The following is a 15,994-nucleotide window of genomic DNA, read 5'->3' on the forward strand; positions in this document are numbered from 1 at the left end:
GGTCACCACAGGATTATCCATCATCGTCGATCTGTTGGGTGCCCCGGTGCCGGCAGTCAGGCCGGTTCGGGCACGCCCCCGGGCTCCCCGTCGTCGGGCATCGGCTCGACCGGCGCCTCGGGCAGCTCACCAGGCGTGTCCGGGAGGAGTTCGCCCGGGTCGTCCGGCACGTCCTCGCGGGGGTCGATCGGCGGGTACACCTCGGGATCGAGGTCGGGGTTGGTCATCAGCTCAGTATCCGACGCCTGAGCCGGGGCCGCCCGCCGAGCACGCCGGCCCTTTGCCGCCCCCTGTCACGGGCTCCCACCGTCGCCGGCCCACGGCGCGGACGGGTGGTCCGCCGGCTTGCGCCACCACAGCCACACCCCTGCCAGCAGGCACGCCGCGCCCCCGATCGCGACCGCCGACTCGGCCGGTTCGGAGAGGTCGTCGAGAAACGGGAAGGTGTAGGTGGCCGCCATCGCTGAGCTCCGGCGCGACCGAGAGGCCCGCAAACGGCTTCAGACAGGCGGCCGAGGCAACTCCCAGACTCGCTCGAACTCCCCAGCCACCTGCGGCCACACCAACGCGAGGCCGTCCGCGACCGAGCGAATCTCCGCGGCCTGCGGCCCGCAGATGACGAACTCGTGCGGAATCAGCCGGCCCGACTGGTCCTGACGCCCCAGCGGATCCGCGATGCGCAACGCCACCCTGTCCCCGACGGCGTGGCAGATCTCCGGTGCGTCGCCAGCACCCGCGAAAGCGGCTTCGTACTCCGGAAGAGGGTCCGGGAACCCGCCGGTGAGCAGGAAACGGAAGCCCCACACTCGGCCGCGGGTGGCCCAAATGAGGCTCATCGCACACTCCGGAGCAGGATCTGGTTCTCCTCGCCCTTCTCCAGGTCTATCCGGAAACCGGTCAGTGTGGCCGAGAGGAACTCCTTCTTGGACAGCGCCTCGGCATTGACGGTCCTCAGCTTGTCCCCCGCCAGTTTCGCCGCGTTGCTGACGAGGTCCGGACCGACGATATTCATCAGCAGACCGAGCGGGCCGGGCAGTTTGGTCTTGGCCAGCAACGCGAGTGCCAGATCGTCGGCACGACCGAGAAGGCCCTCGAACAGGCGTGCCGGAAGCTGTGTCAACTCGTGCCACCGGTGATGACGCTCGAACGGCAGGACGGCTGCCAGCGGCAAGATCAGATCTAACCCGACGCGCTCGGCCACCGTGATCCTGCCCGGCTCGAACTTCGCCGACGAGAGCAGCACGAAATCCTCGCCCACCGACAGCGCCTCGCGGCCCTCCACCAGCCCGGCGATCGCCTCGCGCAACTGCTCGAGCTCGTCGCATGCCTTGGCCACGAGCAGATCACGGAACCTGTACACGTCCATGCCCGGAAGGAGGTCGGCCTTCGACAGCGCCATCACCCAGATCCGGGGGAACTGGGCAAGCGGCTTGCCGTCCTCGATCAGCTCGTCCCGTAGCGACAGCATGCCATTTCGGAGATTGCTGAACAGAGACTTGAGGTACCGGTCCTCCTCGCCCGCGTTGTCGAGCAGCTTCTGGCCGTCCACCAGCAGCAGGGCGACGTCCGAGCTCAGTAGGGACCGGAAGGTGTCGGCGCGGCGCTGAGCCTCCTCCGGACTCTGCACGGACTGCTCGAACCACTCCCCCGGATAGTCGTGCCATACCACCCGCAGCACGTCGAACGGCCGGGACTTCGCCGCCGCGGGATCTGATCCGTCCTTCATCTGCACTTTGAAGGCGTACGACGTGGCGGCGAAGCGTGTGGTGAGCGGCAGCGTTCCCTCGTCCTTCATGCCGAGGTAGTTCTTGTGCAGCCGGTTACCCTGGCCGATGTCTTCCGCCAGGACGTGGAAGAGGCTTCTCTTCAGATATTGCGGCTCCTGCGTGCCACCGTAGAACGACGAGAGCAGGACGGTCTTTCCGCTACCGCTCTCCCCGAACACGGCGATGTGCTGCTCGAACGCCCTCGGTTGCATGTGAGAACCTTACGCGAAACGGCGATCATCGCGATGACCGACGCCAACCCATTGGGCGCATCAGATCTCGGCTTGACCGGGTGCGCCTGGTGGTCGCGAAGTCCGCGGTGCGCTATCTCCCTCCGTCGCCGACGAGGAGGACTGCGGGATGCCAGGCACGGCCGCGTCATCCCCATCCGCCCTGCGCGCGGACGGGTCGGACGCCGCGGCGAAGGTGACCGGCGCGCCGAACGCGGCCCGCCGGACGGCGCGGCGCAGCGCGGCGAGGACGGCCGGACCGGCGAGGACGATCGCCACGGCGGTGGTGATCGCGCGGCCGGTGTCCCAGCCGAAGGTGGAGGTGACAGCGGTGAACAGGGCGAGGCGGTGCAGGTTCTCCAGGACGGGGGCGCCGGCGACGTAGGACAGCTGGGTGTCCGCGCCGACGCTGAACGGCCAGAACCACAGGTTCATCAGCAGGCCGTAGCCGTAGGCGGCGAGCACCCCGTACCCGGCCAGGACGGCGACCTCGGCGCGGCCGCGCAGCCGGGCCGGCAGCAGGCCGGCGCCGAGACCGATCCAGGAGGCGCAGAGCATCTGGAACGGCAGCCACGGCCCGACGCCTGCGGTGAGCAGGGCGGAGGCGAACAGCGACGTGGCGCCGAGCAGGAACCCGAACCCGGGCCCGAAGACCCGGCCGGCGAGGACGAGCAGGAAGAACACGGTCTCGATGCCCGCGGTCCCCGCGCCCAGGGGGCGCAGGGCGGCGTTGACGGCGGCGAGTACGCCGAGCATGGCCAGGGCTTTGCTGTCGATGCCGCCGGAGGTGAGTTCGGCGAGGACGAGTGCCACGAGTACCGGCAGCATGACGATGAAGACCAGCGGCGCCTCGCCGGTATGGGCGGTGGTATCCGGGTGGGCGGGGACGAAGAACGGCCAGGTGAAGGTGGCCAGCGCGGCGGCCGAGGCGAGGGTCAGCACCACAGCGGTACGCGGGGCGACCCGCAGCACGCTCACGCCGGTGCCCTGGTGGAGGTGAGCGCGACGGCGACCTGTTCCACTGTCAGCCAGGGTGCCGGGGCGAGAACCTTGGCCACCTGCGGCGCGAACGCCGGTGAGGCGAGCATGACCTCTGCGGTGGTGCCGTCGGCGACGATCTCCCCCTCGGCCATCACGATCACGCGGTCGGCGAGGGTGGCGACGAGTTCGACGTCGTGGGTGGCGACCACCACGGCTCGGCCGCTGCCGGCCAGCATCCGGACGACGGCGGTGAACTGCCGCTTGGCGTGGTAATCCAGGCCGCGGGTCGGCTCGTCGAGCAGGACCACCGGCGGAGCGGCGGTGAGCTGCACGGCGAGCGCGAGGGCGAGCCGCTGTCCCTCGGACAGGTCCCGGGGGTGGCGGTCACCGGGGACTCCGGGGACGAGCTGGTCCACCAGCGCCCGGCAGGTGCCGGCCGGGACACCGGTCTGCCGGTCGGCCTGGGCGCACTCCTCGTCGACGGTCTCCAGGTAGAGCAGGTCGCCGGAGTTCTGCGGGACGAGGCCGACGTGCCGGCGGGCCTGACCGGCAGGCAGGGCCTTCGGGTCGACGATGCCCTCCGGTCCGGTCACGGCGACGGTGCCGCCGTGGCGGGGGCCGCTGCCCTGCACCGCCCAGAGCAGGCTGGACTTGCCGGATCCGTTGCGGCCCATCAACGCGACGACCCGACCGGCGCGCAGATCGAGGTCGACGCCGGCCACCGCGACGGTCCCCGGATACCGTACGACGATCTTCCGCGCGGTCAGCGTGGGACCGGTGTCCGCGCCCGCCGGGACCGGCGGCGGCGCCACGCCGGCGAGCCGGTGCCGCAGGTCGGACGCCCGTCGGCGGGCGTCACGGACCGACAGCGGCAGCGGTGTCCAGCCGGCGAGGCGCCCCAGCTCGATCAGGGGTGGCGCGATGTCGATGTGGGTCAGCGCGGTCGCCGGTGTCCCGTCGTGGACGTGCCCGTCGCCGGGCAGGTACAGCAGCCGGTCGGCGTACTGCAGGACGCGTTCCAGCCGGTGCTCGGCCAGGACCACCGTCACTCCGAGGTCGTGCACCAGCCGGGTGACGGTGGCGAGCACGTCCTCCGCGGCGGTGGGGTCCAGCGCGGAGGTGGGTTCGTCGAGCACCAGCACCCGGGGGTGCGCGGTGAGCACCGCGCCGATGGCCACCCGCTGTTGCTGCCCGCCGGACAGCGTCCGCAGAGGCCGGTCGCGCAGGTCGGCGATGCCGAGCAGGTCCAGCGTCTCCTCCACCCGCTTGCGCATCACCGCGGGTGGCAGGGCGAGCTGCTCCATCCCGTACGCCAGTTCCTCCTCGACGGTGTCGGTGACGAAGCCGGCCAGCGGATCCTGGCCGACCACGCCGACGACGTCGGCGAGGTCGCGCGGCGGGTGCGTGCGGGTGTCCCTGCCGTCGACGGTGACGGCGCCGTGCAGGGTGCCGCCGGTGAAGTGCGGGACGAGACCGTTGATGGCCCGCAGCAGCGTCGACTTTCCGGCACCGGTACGGCCCGCGACCAGGCAGAGTTCGCCCTCCTCGACGCGGAGCGTCACGTCCCGCAGCGGCGGTGGGCCGCCCTCGGAGTAATGGACGGTGACCCGGTCGAAAATGATCATGGACGGTCTCCCGGTGTCGTCGCCGTCGCGGCGCGCTCTCCGTCTGCCGGTACGTCCGTGACGCGGATCGGCCGGCCCACCGCCGGTGGGCGTCCGGCACGTGCCGTCGGCGGTGGTGGCGGCGCCAGCCAGGCGGGTGCCGCCGCGACGCCGACGGCGAGAACCGTCAGCGGGGTCAGCTGGGGCCAGGTGAGCGGGCTGACCGGCGGGTAGAGCAGTTCCGGGTCCACCGAGCCGGCGAGCACGGTCAGCGCCGCGGCGGCCACCCCGCAGCCGGCCACGAGCAGTTCGGCCGGGCGCCAGCGGTCCGGTCGGTACCGGCTGCGGCGGACCCGGCGGCCGGCGAGCAGCATGCCGACCACGGCGGCGGTCAGTCCGGCCAGGAGCATCGGCAGCCCCAGGTAGCCGGGTGCGGCGGTGTCGAGCAGCCCGTAGGTGCCGGCGCAGACGCCGACCAGCCCGCCGAGCACGAGCGCCCCGGTGACGGTTCGCTGCCCGGCGGGCACCGACGCGGTGCGGCCGTAACCACGGGAGTCCATCGCCGCCGCGAGGGCCAGGGACCGGTCCAAGGCGTCGGCCAACACCGGCAGGGCGATCCCGCGCAGCGCCCGCGTCCCCCGGCCGGACGCGCCGCGCAGCCGCCGGGCCCGGCGGACCCGCAGCACGCTCTCCACCAGCTGCGGGGCGACCGACAACGCGACCACGATGGCGGTGCCGACCGAGTACAGCGCTCCGGGTACGGCCTTGAGCAGCCGTTTCGGGTTGGCCAGGGCGTTCGCCGCGCCGAGGCAGATCAGCATCGTCGCCAGTCGCAGCCCGTCGTAGAAGCCACCGAGGATCTGCTCGACGGCGACCGGTCCGAACAGGCGGATGCCGGCCGCCCACTCGGGCAGCGGGATCTCCGGCAGCCGGACCAGGATGTGCTCGCCCTGGCCGCCGCCGAACACGATCCGGAACACCACACGCATGGTGACGATCACCGCGCCGAGCCAGACGTACATGCGGAACGCCAACGCCCACGGCGCGTCGCCTCGGCGGCGCACCACCACCAGACCGGCGACGGCGACGAGCAGGGCCAGGGGCAGCGGATTCGTGGTGTGGCTGGCCGCGGTGGCCAGGCCGAGCGCCCACAGCCACCATGCGCCCGGGTGCAGCCCCCGGGGCAGCCACCACACCGGCCACCGGCCCGGCAGCCGGCCGGCGTCAGCCGTCCGCGACCCGGTCACCGTGGCGTCAGTCATCCGGGTCGGCGGTACGCCGTCGTCGGGCCGCGACCAGCGCGCCGGTGGCGAGCACGGCGAGCAGCAGCACCCCGGCGATCGTGCCCAGCGGCAGGCCGTCGTCGTCACGGGACGCGGCGGCATCCGTCACCACCGGCTCGTCGGAGGAGCCCTGCGGTGCGGTGCCGGTGGCGGCACCCGGCGTCGCCGTCAGGGTCGGCGTACCGGCCGTCGGTGACGTGCCGGCGGAGGCCGGCGGGCCGGCGGAGGCCGGTGGTCCGGAGGTGCCGGCCGGCCGGGTGGGCTCGCCGGGCCGGCCACCGGCGACCGGCGGCGGCACGACGGTTCCGCCCGCCGGTGGTGGCGCCGCCGGCCCGCCGCCGGTGGGCGGCGGCGGAGAGGGCGGCGGCGGTGGCGGCGGCGAGGCGGGGCGTTTCGGCGCGACGCCGGGACGAGGCGCGTCATTCGCGTCGCGGTTGAGGGAGAACGACCAGCCCTCGAAGCTGCCCGCCGCCGGTTTGCGGTTGAGCACACCCTTGTCGCTGTACGTCCAGCTGCCGCCGTTCGGCGCGTGCCAGTACGACCAGTAGGCGCTCGCAGGTGGGGTGTCGACGCACTTCTCCGTCGCGGCCGACGGCTTGCCGTCGATCCGGCAGATGAACCCCTCGCCCCAGCGCAGGGTTCCGGTGATCGGGAAGCCCGCGTTCTTGAGCGCCGCGAGGCCGGTGGCCTGGGCACCCGGCGCGCAGCGCACCACCGTTCCGCCGCCGAGTTCGTGGAAGTCCACCACGACGGTCACTCCGGAGGCGTCCGGGCAGTAGCCGGCCGACCCGGCGGCCACCGCAGGACTGCCCGGTCCGATCGTGGTGAAGGCGGTGACCAGGGCGACGGCCAGCGCGCCGCGGGCGGCGCGGAGATTCATCCCGCCCGCCGTCGGCCGAGCACGAGCAGTGTCACTCCACCACCGATCAGCAGCAGCGCGATCAGCAGGTAGCTGCCGATCGCCGCGCCGGTCGTCGGCAGGCCGCCCAGCCCTGATGCGGCCGGGGTCGTGCGCGGCGGAGCGGCGGTGGTCGGCGCCGCGGTCGTGGGCGCGGATGTCGCCGGAGGGCTGGTCACGCTCGGCGTCGGCCCGGCGGTGCCGGTCGGCGGAGGCGACGTGGTGCGCGTGGGAGACGCGGTGGGCGTGGACGGCGCGGTGGGCGAGGCCGTACCGGTCGGGGTGGGCTGCGACGTGGGCGGCGGGTCGAGGCCGATCCGGCCCAGCGGGACCTGGGCCAGCCCGAGCAGGGCCTGCGCGGTCGCCCGGCGCCACTGGTCCCGGTCGGTGTCGGTGATACCGACCGCGGCGGCGGCCGTGAACCCGTCGGTGTTGTAGGCGATCGCGCCGGCGTCGGCGGAAGCCGCCCCGCCGTTGCCCGCGGTGAGCTGCAGCGCGGTCAGGGCCTTCGCCGCGCGGGCGGCCTCGTCGTCGCGGCCGGCGGCGGCGAGGGCCTGCGCGGCCAGGCCGGTGCTGTTGGAGTTCGCGCCGGTGGTCGGTCCGGAGCCGCCGAAGGAGCCGTCGGCGTGCTGCTGGGTGACCAGCCAGTCGGCGCCCTTGCGGGCGGCGTCGCCGGCGCCGGTGGCGCCGTCCTCGGCGGCGGCCAGCAACGCCTGCACGGCCATCGCTGTCGAGTCGACGTCGAGGGTGGCGCCGGGCTGGTCGTCGCAGGACGGCGACGGCCCGTCGGCGGCGTCCGGGTAGAGCCGGAAGCCTCCTGCCGCGCACTGCTGCCGGATCAGGAAATCCACAGTGTCCTGCGGCAGGTCACCGCTGCGGGCCAGGCCGAGCACGGCGAAGGACTGGTCGAAGGCGTTGCTGGCGTCCGGCCCGCTGTCGGCGGTGGTACGGCTGGTGATCCGCCCCCGCTGGTGCCCGGCGTCGGCCGTGGCGATCAGCGACAGCGTTTCCGCCCGCAGGTCGTAGCCGCCGAAGTCGGTGGGGTCCGCGTCGGCGGCGGCCGCGGCGTAGAGCAGCTTGGCGGTGGCCCCGCCGTCGGTGAAGCCCTCGATGCCCCAGTCGTCGTAGCTGTTGTAGGACCGTACGTGTCTGGCGAGCTGCGCGGCCGCCGCCTGCCGGGTCGGCGCGTCGACACCGGTGGCGGACAGCGCGACCAGGCCGTCGATGGTCAGCCCCCAGTCCTCGGGGGCGAACGGGCCGGGCAGCGAACCGTCGGTGAACTCGCCGGCCAGCCAGGACGCGGCGTCGCGGGCGGCGGTGACGTGGGCCGGGGCGGGTGCCGCGACAACGGCCGGCGGGGCGCCGGTGATCGCGGCGAGAGCCGTCACCGTGGCCATACCGAGACCGGTGGTGAGACGCCGGGACAGGGACATCAGGGGTGCCTTTCGCAGAGCGGTCGGTGAAACCTCCGGAAAGCACCCCGAGAGACGGACACCCCGCTCCGCGTGCTGCGGTGGGCGGGGTGGTCGGACCTCGGCGGCCCGGACTTCACCCTGTAGACCTCGACAGTGGAAGCCGCTCGTCCCGGGCGGGGCATTCCGGCTCGCGAAAGGGGACTCTCGCTCACGGTTGCGGGTCAGCGCCGGCTTCGAACCGGCTTCCCCCCGCACGGGACGTATGCAGTTGTGTGCCCGGCGAACCGGGTGCCGCCACCGTACCGCTAGGGCGCGCGACGACGCCAGAGCAGTTGCCGGCACCCGGTGCGCCGCTGGTCACACCGTTCGCAGCGGACGGTTCAGGGAGCGGCGATGCTCGGCGGGGCGCCGGCGCCGAAGGACCAGCCCTCGACGCTGCCCGGCGCGGGGTTGTAGCCGGTCGCCCCAGACGTACTGTAGGACCAGGCACCGCCGCTGGACGCATGCCAGTACGACCAGTACGCCGTGGCCGGCGGGGTGTTGACGCACGGCTCGGTCGCGGCGGTGGGCTTGCCGTTGATCCGGCAGACGAAGGCCAGGCCCCAACGGGCGGTGCCGGTGACGGTGAAGCCGGCGGCCTGGAGCGCGGCCAGGCCGGTGGCCGGATCGCCCGGCGCACACGCGACCTGGACGCCACCGCCGAGCGCGGCGAAGTCGACGACCACAGTGACTCCCGAGGTGCCGGCGCAGGCGGCGGCGTGCGCCGCCCGGGGCGCGGGTTCGACTGCGGTCAGCGCGACGCCGGCCACGACGGCGGCCAGCAGGCCGGCCAGCCAGGTGCGGGCGGTGGAACGGTGACGGAACACGGGTCCTCCTGTGATCGGGTGAGCGGCGAAGGGGTTCACGGGCAGGCGAGCGCCGGTGCGCCGGGGTCGGCGCCGGCGGCGGACAGACGGGCGTACCCGATCCCGGTGAGACCGAGGACGGCCTGGGCGGTGGCCCGGGGCGCGGTGGCCGGGTCGAACCCGCCACCGTCGAAGTCGACAGCGCCCCGGTCGGCGGGCGTCCCGGCGCAGCCGACCTGGAGTCCGGCGAGGAATGCCCGGGCCCGCGCCCAGGCCGGCAGCCGGTGACCGTCGCGCAGGGCCTGCGCGGCGAGACCGGTGCTGTTGGCGTTCGGTGTGCCGGCCGCGTTGGTGAAGCCGCCGTCGGCACGCTGAACGGACACCAGCCAGCGCAGCCCGGCGGCGGCGTCGGCCGGACGGTCCGCGGCGCGCAGGGCCTGCGTCGCGAGAGCGGTGGCGTCCACGTCGGACGTGCAGGCCGGTTGCGCGGGCAGCAGCGGGTAGCCGCCGTCCGGGCACCGGGTGCCGGCCAGCCAGGCGGCCGCCGCCGGTGGCGCCCCGGCCGCGGTACGGTCCAGCGCCAGCAACGCGAACGACTGGCTGAACGCGTTGCTGTAGTCGCCGTACGCGGACCGGTCGCTGAACCGGCCGGCCGGCGTCTGGAGCGAACGCAGCCGGGCGATCAGGTCCACCCCGCCGACGTCGGCCGGGTCGCCGCCGCGCACCTGCACGGCGAGGGCGAGCTTGGCGGTCGCGCCCGCGTACGCCTCGGAGACACCGTCGCCGAGGTAGCCGTCGCGGATGTCGGGCCGGGTGACCCAGGCCAGCGCGTCGGCGCCGTGGTCGTCGGCCACGCCGCCGGCGGCGAAGGCGAACACGGCGTCGAGGGTCAGCCCCTGGTCGGGGTAGGCGACCCCGTCGAAGACCGCCTCGAAGCGTTCGCCGTCGACGAGTTGCCGGGCGAGCCAGCCGCCGGCGGCCTCCGGGCGGGTGAGGGCGGCGCGCTCGGGGGCGGCGACGGCGGGTGTGGTGAGGGTGAGGGCGGCGAGTACGCCGCAGAGGAGCGCGAGCAGGCGGTGCCGGCTTCGGCGGACGACCATCGGAAGCGCCTTTCCGGCCCGGCGGTCGTCGAAAGCCCGGACGACCGAGGCAACGCCGCGTCGACCGGGACTCCGACCCGTGGGCCACGACGGGTGGGGAGCGGATACACGCGTACGACGGGTATTCGGGCTCGCCGCCGCAGAGTCTCTCTGGGCGGCCTACCGTTGCGGGCCAGCGCCGGATTTCGACCGGTCTTCCCCCGCACGTACACGCAGTGGTTGAGTTGTCGCGACAGTCTGCTGTGGCCGGAGCGCCGATGTCAATGCGCCAGGGCCCGGCCACGTGCCGTGACGGCCGGCGGAGTCGCCGTTTCACATCCCGGCGCCGAGACGTCGTCCCGGCGCGTCCGGGTAGGCGCGCCGGCGAAGGACGCCCGGTGGAGACCGGGCGTCCTTCGCCGTGGGGTCACTGTCAGCAGGGCCGGCAGTCGGTCATCGGCGGAACGGCCCGGTGACGCAGTAGGTGATGCCGCCGGACGACGAGCCGGTCGTGCCGCGTTGCGACGAGAAGTACAGCCGGTCCCCCGCCGGGGTGAACGCCGGGCCGGTGATCTCCGAACCGCTCTGTCCGGTGATCCGCAGGAAGACGGAGATCTTGTCGTCCGGCGTGATCATGCAGATCTCCATGTTCCCGCCGTCCTCGGCGACGTACAGGTCACCTGCCGTGGATCCGGTGATGTTGTCGACCCCGGTGAGCGGAGGGGCGCCCGGACCGACCAGGTTGTCGTCGTAGGCGAGCTCGTACGTGCCGGCGGCCAGGTTGACCTGCCAGACGCGGTTGTCGCCCTTCGTGGTGAACCAGACGGTGTCATCCGCGTAGTGACAGCCCTCGCCGCCGTTGAACGTCTTCGCGCCGGACACCTGCTGCCGGGTCGGGGTGGGCGAGCCGTCCGGATCGGGCACCGTGGCCCAGGTGAACGTGCCGGAGGTCGCCGTACCGGCGCGGAAGACCTGGAGGGTTCCGGCGGAGAGGTCGCCCCAGGTGGCCGGCACGAACCGGTAGAACTTGCCGTCGGTCTCGTCCTCGGTCAGGTAGACGACCCGGCGGACCGGGTCGGCCGCGGCCGCCTCGTGCTTGAACCGGCCCAGCGCGGGACGCGCCACGGCGGTCCCGCCGAGGGGGTACGTCTCGAAGACCCGGCCCAGGGACACCTCCTCGCAGGAGAGCCAGGTGTTCCACGGTGTCTTCCCGCCGGCGCAGTTGTTGTTGGTGCCGGAGAGTATCCGCGACGCCCCGATCACGGCGCCGCTGGAGTCGAAGACGAGGCGCGAGGCACCGCCGCCCGCCCCGGCCGACACCTCCGAGTTCGACACGTAGATCCACCCGGTGCCGTTCGGGAACACGGCGCCACCGTCCGGAGCGTCGTGCCAGGTGTACGACGTCCCCGGCACCGTCCGACGGGACCGCGCGACGACCGAGCTGGTGAAGCCGGCCGGCAACTGGATGCCGTTGGCGTCGGCGGGCTGGAGCCCACCGTAGGGCCCCGCCGCGTTCTGCGCCGGGGCGCCGTACGCCGCCGACCACGCGGTGAACGGCAGCGCGACAGCGCCCGCACCGACGACCGTGGCCCGCAGCATTGCTCGACGATCCATGGAACCTCCTCGGTAGGTTCCCCAGATCCGACCGGGCGGAGCTTACGCACATCGATCTGCTGGATGAACGTCGATGGACGCCTCGGTGCGAGGCCGGTCAGCCCTTGCGCCACTTCTGGTTGGCCGTGCCCCCGCAGTCCCAGAGCTGGAGCCTCGCGCCGTCGCCGCCGTTCCAGTCCTTGATGTCGACGCACTTGCCGGCCTGGAGGTTGACCAGGTCTCCGGCCGCGTTCAGGGTGAACTGCTGGGCGCCGGTGCCGTTGCAGGTGTAGAGCTGCACCGCCGCCCCGTTCGCGGTGGACCCGGCGTCGACGTCCATGCACTTGTTGTTCTGGCTCTTGAGCGCCGTGCCGCTGAACGTCCACCTCTGCGCGTTGGTGTTGTTGCAGTTCCACATCTGCAACGGCGCGCGGTCGACGAAGTTGGAGCTCGGCACGTCGATGCACTTGTTGTTCCAGTTGCTGACCACTGGCACCCCGGTGGCCGGGGTGCCGCCGCCACCGCCGGTGAACGGGCTGAGGATCAGTCCGGCCGAACGGGGATCACCGTCGTGCACCAGCGACTCGAATCCGCCGACGTCGTCGAAGGCGAACGCGTACGCCCGGCCGTCGGTCATGTTGGCGTGGATCAGGCGGGCGTACTGGTTGGTGGGGTTGCTGCGGTAGAAGTCGGCGGCGTTCGTACTGGGCTGGGTGTCGATGGTGCCGAGCGTGCCGCGGTTGAGGGCGGCGCAGAGCGTACGCGAGATCGGGCCGACCACCTGGTCGTTCGGCGCGGGCAGGTCGCCGTCGCAGCCCCATACGCTGGCCGAGGAGGGCCGGTTGAAGGAGGCGACGACCTGGCCGCTGCCGTTGGTGAAGGTCATGGTGTTGCCCGAGGTGCGGCCGTAGTACCGGATGGCGGGCTGGTCGGCGAAGGGCGTCACGGTCAGGGTCTTGGTGGTGTACGCGTTCCACGCGGAGGCGATGTACGAGTCCAGGTAGGTGGTGCTGAGCAGGCCGGCCCCGGCCGCCTTGCCCGGAGCCAGGACGCGCAGCACGGTCCCGTCGGAGCGGGTGTGGACGGTGCCGGCCCAGCCCGGCTGCGCCCGGATCCCGTCGATGACCGCGTTGCGTCCGTTGGCCACCACGTCGCCGGTGCGCTTGGTGACTCCGGTGGCGCCGGTCACGGTGACCGCGTGCGGGATCGCGAACATGTCGACCTGGGAGCTGTTGAGCCACAGCCCGGAGTCGTTGTAGGTGAACTCGCTCCAGTCGAAGAGGATGTCGCGGTTCGCGTCACCGGCAGCCCAGGGCGCGGGCTGCACCAGTCCGTCCGGGGTGAGGAAGAACTTCAGCTTCTGCCCGAGGGAGAAGTAGGCCCGGCCGGAGAAGCCTCGGGGGAACTGGATCGTGGTGCTGCCGCCGTTGCCGGGGCCCGGTATGGAGACGTCCGGCGCGGGCGACGGCGGGATCTGCCCGCCGGTCCACGGCACGAAGGCGCCGCCGGAGGTGACGTAGCCGAGCCGGCCGGAGGACAGCTGGACGCCGATGACGTAGAGGTAGACCGGGTCGCTGCGGCCGGTGGTGTTGGTGACGGTGACCGGCAGCAACGCCGGTCCGACCGCCTGGGCGGGCGTGGCGACGACGGCGCCGGTGAGCCCGGCGAGCAGGGCGGACGCGGCGGCGAGCAGCCTTCTTCGGAGACGCATGGCGACACCTCGCGGGAGAGAGGGGGACGGGAGAGCGCTCTCTCAGCAGGGTCCAATTGTTAATATTGTTTTGTCAATAGGTGTTTGCCTATGGATCAGGGCCACGGCGAAGGTCACCGGTCGATTAAGATCCACTCCGGCACAGTCGACTGTGGATTGGGTATTTCATGAGACGCATGCTTTCGGCGCTGACCGCGCTGGTGACCGTCGCGGCGGGCCTGACTGTCGGCGCCCCCGCCGCCCAGGCGGCCGGCTCCTGCTCGGGGACCATCACCTACAGCCAGGTGCAGTCGTCGGGGCTCGGTGAACTGGTGATCTACTACAACAGCAGCAACGGGGGCACCAACAGCGCCTGCTTCTACCACCGCGGCGCGGCGTACGGGAAGTCGGCGCCGACCTTCGTGCAGATCTACCGCTGCGCGGAGCGTTCGAACGAGGGCGCGCACTGCACCCGCTCCGGAAGCCCGGACACCGACTCCGGTGACTTCAGCTATCACGCCGGCCCGGTCGCCGTCACCGGCACGGCGAACTACTGCGTCGAGGCGGTCGGCTACATCGGATGGGCCGGTCAGCGCCACCAGATCTACAGCCGCCGCCAGGGCTGCTGAATCCGCTACCCCTCGACCGGGCCGGCGCACGATGAGCGCCGGCTCCCCGGCCGGGCCGGGTCAGACGGCCAGCGCCCGGCGGCACCTGGCGAGTTCCGCCCGCAGATCCCGCCGTAGAGCCCGGTCCAGGCCGGGCTGGGCGAGCGCCTGGGCGAAGTCGCGGGCCGCCTCGTCCCACCGGCCCAGCCGGGCCAGGGCCGTACCCCGGTTGTAGCGCGGCACCGGTGCCTCCGACAGTGCCACCGCCCGGTCCAGGTCGTCGAGCGCGGCGGCCACGTCGCCGCGCTCGAACCGGGCGGCGGCCCGGTTCGTCCACGCCTCCACCAGCTCGGGATCCCCGCTCAGGGCCCGGGTGAGCAGTTCGTCGGCCTCGGCGGGCCGGCCGCGCTCGGCGAGGACCAGGCCCAGGGTGCACAGCAGCGCGGGATCCTGCGGAGCGCCGGCCAGCCCGGCCCGCGCGCCCGCCTCGGCGGCGTCCAGCGCGCCGCGCTCCACGTGCAGGTTGACCAGGGCGATCCGGGCGTCGAGGTGCCCCGGTTCGATGGCGAGCACCCGCTCCAGGTCGGCGCGCGCCCACTCGGGTCGGCCCCGTTCCTGCTGGAGCACGGCCCGGTTGTAGTACGCCTCGGGCAAGTGCGGTCCCAGCCGGATGGCGGCGTCGTAGTCCCGGATCGCGGCTCGGGTCCGGCCCGCCGCCCGGTGGAGGGCGGCGCGGTCCACGTAGTACTCGCAGTTGCCGGGGTCGTGGGCGATCACGGTGTCCAGGTCGGCCAGCGCCCGGGCCGGATCGCCCAGCGCGAGGTGCACCTGCGCCCGGTTGTGGCGCAGCCGGGCCAGATCCTGCGGGCGTTCGCCGGGGCCGAGCGCGGCGGTCAGCCGGGCCAGCCCGTCGTCGACGAGCCGCAGCGCCCGGTCGGGCCGGCCGGCCCGGCTGTCCAGCAGCGCCAGGCCCTGCTCGTAGAAGACCGTCGACAACAGCCGCTGCCGCGGGTCGGCCAGCTCGGCGGCGAGGTACAGCGCCCGCTCCAGCCAGTGCCGGGCCAGCGCCGGGTCCTGGTCGGCCGCCGGCAGGTGCCGGGCGTGCAGCATGGCGGTGGCGTACGCCGCCGACATCGTGATCTTCGGGTCGTCGGTGACGGCCCGCGCCTCGTCGTAGAGGTCGAGCGCCTCGGCGGCCCGGTTCAGGGCCGCCAGGGCGGTGGCCAGGCCGGTGGTGAACGCCCACCAATGCCGCAGGTCGCCGTCGGGGGTGACCGCCGCCCGCCCGCGCCGGGCGACCCGGGCCGCGTGGTGGTAGTAGCCGCGGGCCAGGCTGTCGCCCAGGTCCCGCCGCAGCGCCTGCGGGGTGCGCTCGTGGGGCGCCGGGTCGGGGGCGCCGTCGTCGCGCAGGTCGAGGCGCACCGGTGCCGGACCGAGCCGGCGGGCCAGCGCGTCCAGCAGTTCGGCTGTCGTCTCGTCGGCGCCGGCGACGTGGTCGAACCGGACGGTGACGGGCCGCCGGAGCGTGCCGGCCCACTCCGCCACCAGCTCCGCTGCGCCGTAGGCCAGGCAGGCGGTACGGCGGGCCGGGTGGAAGCGGATCGGCTCCTCCTCGGCGGCGGGCCGGGCCGCCGGATCGAGCCGGGGGGCGATCGCGTGCAGTTCGACCGCGTGCCGGGCGGCCAGGCGGGGCCGGTCGGCGGCGACGCGGGCGAGGAAGGCCGAGACCCCGGCGTACGGTCCGTGGTCGCGGTGGCAGTCGTAGCGCTCCGCCCCGTCCGTCACCGCAGGGCCCAGCGCCGCAGGGGCGGGCGCCCGGGAGCGCCCGCCGGGCCGGCAGTTACCAGCACCACTCGATCCACAGCCGGCGTGCGCCGGACACCAGACGGAGTGCAGTCGTGCGACGGATGGTCATCGTCCTCATAGGAACCTCCGATGTGATGCACCTCAGGGCTGGCCCAGAGCGTAATGCCGGTCGATGGGAATAAGAAGGCTTCTCGCG

At 73.4% G+C, this 15,994-nt stretch carries 15 protein-coding genes and 2 riboswitches; of the genes, 1 reads left to right on the forward strand and 14 read right to left on the reverse strand.

The window, feature by feature from the left end; all coding sequences use genetic code 11:
• Positions 1–56: 56 nt before the first annotated feature.
• The 13 genes from NMK34_RS19325 to NMK34_RS19385 all read right to left on the reverse strand — a co-directional run bounded on the left by NMK34_RS19325 (position 57) and on the right by NMK34_RS19385 (position 13,405).
• Positions 57–227 (reverse strand): hypothetical protein, encoded by a 171-nt coding sequence (locus tag NMK34_RS19325; protein ID WP_013287071.1) that lies wholly within the window; start codon positions 225–227, stop codon positions 57–59.
• A gap of 66 nt (positions 228–293) precedes the next feature.
• Positions 294–461: a hypothetical protein gene (locus tag NMK34_RS19330; protein ID WP_318334632.1), complete on the reverse strand. Its 168-nt coding sequence runs from the start codon at positions 459–461 to the stop codon at positions 294–296.
• A gap of 39 nt (positions 462–500) precedes the next feature.
• Positions 501–836 (reverse strand): hypothetical protein, encoded by a 336-nt coding sequence (locus NMK34_RS19335; RefSeq protein ID WP_210882212.1) that lies wholly within the window; start codon positions 834–836, stop codon positions 501–503.
• Complete coding sequence (locus NMK34_RS19340) at positions 833–1,978, reverse strand: TRAFAC clade GTPase domain-containing protein (RefSeq protein ID WP_318334633.1); 1,146 nt, start codon at positions 1,976–1,978, stop codon at positions 833–835. Before NMK34_RS19340 ends, NMK34_RS19335 begins: the two co-directional genes overlap by 4 nt.
• Before the next feature lie 60 nt (positions 1,979–2,038).
• Positions 2,039–2,974: an ECF transporter S component gene (locus NMK34_RS19345; protein ID WP_318334634.1), complete on the reverse strand. Its 936-nt coding sequence runs from the start codon at positions 2,972–2,974 to the stop codon at positions 2,039–2,041.
• A complete protein-coding gene (locus tag NMK34_RS19350; RefSeq protein ID WP_318334635.1) occupies positions 2,971–4,602 on the reverse strand; it encodes an ABC transporter ATP-binding protein in 1,632 nt (543 codons plus the stop codon). The genes NMK34_RS19345 and NMK34_RS19350 overlap by 4 nt, the downstream gene beginning before the upstream one ends.
• Entirely contained in the window at positions 4,599–5,843 is a 1,245-nt protein-coding gene (locus NMK34_RS19355) for an energy-coupling factor transporter transmembrane protein EcfT (protein WP_318334636.1), read from the reverse strand. The genes NMK34_RS19350 and NMK34_RS19355 overlap by 4 nt, the downstream gene beginning before the upstream one ends.
• Positions 5,836–6,744 (reverse strand): hypothetical protein, encoded by a 909-nt coding sequence (locus tag NMK34_RS19360; RefSeq protein ID WP_318334637.1) that lies wholly within the window; start codon positions 6,742–6,744, stop codon positions 5,836–5,838. Before NMK34_RS19360 ends, NMK34_RS19355 begins: the two co-directional genes overlap by 8 nt.
• Positions 6,741–8,195, reverse strand: a complete 1,455-nt coding sequence (locus tag NMK34_RS19365) for a prenyltransferase/squalene oxidase repeat-containing protein (protein ID WP_318334638.1) — start codon at positions 8,193–8,195, stop codon at positions 6,741–6,743. Before NMK34_RS19365 ends, NMK34_RS19360 begins: the two co-directional genes overlap by 4 nt.
• Positions 8,196–8,353: 158 nt before the next feature.
• Positions 8,354–8,426, reverse strand: a riboswitch (cobalamin riboswitch).
• A gap of 131 nt (positions 8,427–8,557) precedes the next feature.
• A complete protein-coding gene (locus tag NMK34_RS19370; protein WP_318334639.1) occupies positions 8,558–9,043 on the reverse strand; it encodes a hypothetical protein in 486 nt (161 codons plus the stop codon).
• A gap of 35 nt (positions 9,044–9,078) precedes the next feature.
• Positions 9,079–10,122 (reverse strand): peptidase, encoded by a 1,044-nt coding sequence (locus NMK34_RS19375; protein WP_318334640.1) that lies wholly within the window; start codon positions 10,120–10,122, stop codon positions 9,079–9,081.
• 98 nt (positions 10,123–10,220) lie between these two features.
• A riboswitch (cobalamin riboswitch) is annotated at positions 10,221–10,369 on the reverse strand.
• A gap of 185 nt (positions 10,370–10,554) precedes the next feature.
• The gene (locus NMK34_RS19380) at positions 10,555–11,715 is read right to left on the reverse strand and encodes an alkaline phosphatase PhoX (protein WP_318334641.1); all 1,161 of its coding nucleotides are present in this window, start codon (positions 11,713–11,715) and stop codon (positions 10,555–10,557) included.
• Between the two features lie 97 nt (positions 11,716–11,812).
• On the reverse strand, positions 11,813–13,405 hold the full coding sequence (locus tag NMK34_RS19385; RefSeq protein WP_318334642.1) for a beta-1,3-glucanase family protein: 1,593 nt from the start codon (positions 13,403–13,405) through the stop codon (positions 11,813–11,815).
• A gap of 167 nt (positions 13,406–13,572) precedes the next feature.
• Here NMK34_RS19385 and NMK34_RS19390 point away from each other — a divergent pair, with 167 nt between their 5' ends.
• Positions 13,573–14,013, forward strand: a complete 441-nt coding sequence (locus NMK34_RS19390; protein WP_318334643.1) for a hypothetical protein — start codon at positions 13,573–13,575, stop codon at positions 14,011–14,013.
• Positions 14,014–14,073: 60 nt separating this feature from the next.
• On the opposite strand, the gene NMK34_RS19395 is transcribed toward NMK34_RS19390, so the two are convergent.
• The gene (locus NMK34_RS19395; protein ID WP_318334644.1) at positions 14,074–15,777 is read right to left on the reverse strand and encodes a tetratricopeptide repeat protein; all 1,704 of its coding nucleotides are present in this window, start codon (positions 15,775–15,777) and stop codon (positions 14,074–14,076) included.
• Between the last annotated feature and the right edge of the window lie 217 nt (positions 15,778–15,994).

It is taken from the genome of Micromonospora sp. BRA006-A (genome assembly GCF_033433935.1).
Lineage (GTDB): Bacteria > Actinomycetota > Actinomycetes > Mycobacteriales > Micromonosporaceae > Micromonospora > Micromonospora aurantiaca.

Excerpts from the sequence above, each read along its gene's own strand:
- NMK34_RS19350 (WP_318334635.1), bottom strand. The coding sequence starts at position 4,602 with ATGATCATTTTCGACCGGGTCACCGTCCATTACTCCGAGGGCGGCCCA.
- NMK34_RS19325 (WP_013287071.1), bottom strand. The coding sequence starts at position 227 with ATGACCAACCCCGACCTCGATCCCGAGGTGTACCCGCCGATCGACCCC.
- NMK34_RS19380 (WP_318334641.1), bottom strand. The coding sequence starts at position 11,715 with ATGGATCGTCGAGCAATGCTGCGGGCCACGGTCGTCGGTGCGGGCGCT.
- NMK34_RS19390 (WP_318334643.1), top strand. The coding sequence starts at position 13,573 with ATGAGACGCATGCTTTCGGCGCTGACCGCGCTGGTGACCGTCGCGGCG.
- NMK34_RS19330 (WP_318334632.1), bottom strand. The coding sequence starts at position 461 with ATGGCGGCCACCTACACCTTCCCGTTTCTCGACGACCTCTCCGAACCG.
- NMK34_RS19335 (WP_210882212.1), bottom strand. The coding sequence starts at position 836 with ATGAGCCTCATTTGGGCCACCCGCGGCCGAGTGTGGGGCTTCCGTTTC.
- NMK34_RS19365 (WP_318334638.1), bottom strand. The coding sequence starts at position 8,195 with ATGTCCCTGTCCCGGCGTCTCACCACCGGTCTCGGTATGGCCACGGTG.
- NMK34_RS19360 (WP_318334637.1), bottom strand. The coding sequence starts at position 6,744 with ATGAATCTCCGCGCCGCCCGCGGCGCGCTGGCCGTCGCCCTGGTCACC.
- NMK34_RS19375 (WP_318334640.1), bottom strand. The coding sequence starts at position 10,122 with ATGGTCGTCCGCCGAAGCCGGCACCGCCTGCTCGCGCTCCTCTGCGGC.
- NMK34_RS19340 (WP_318334633.1), bottom strand. The coding sequence starts at position 1,978 with ATGCAACCGAGGGCGTTCGAGCAGCACATCGCCGTGTTCGGGGAGAGC.
- NMK34_RS19355 (WP_318334636.1), bottom strand. The coding sequence starts at position 5,843 with ATGACTGACGCCACGGTGACCGGGTCGCGGACGGCTGACGCCGGCCGG.
- NMK34_RS19385 (WP_318334642.1), bottom strand. The coding sequence starts at position 13,405 with ATGCGTCTCCGAAGAAGGCTGCTCGCCGCCGCGTCCGCCCTGCTCGCC.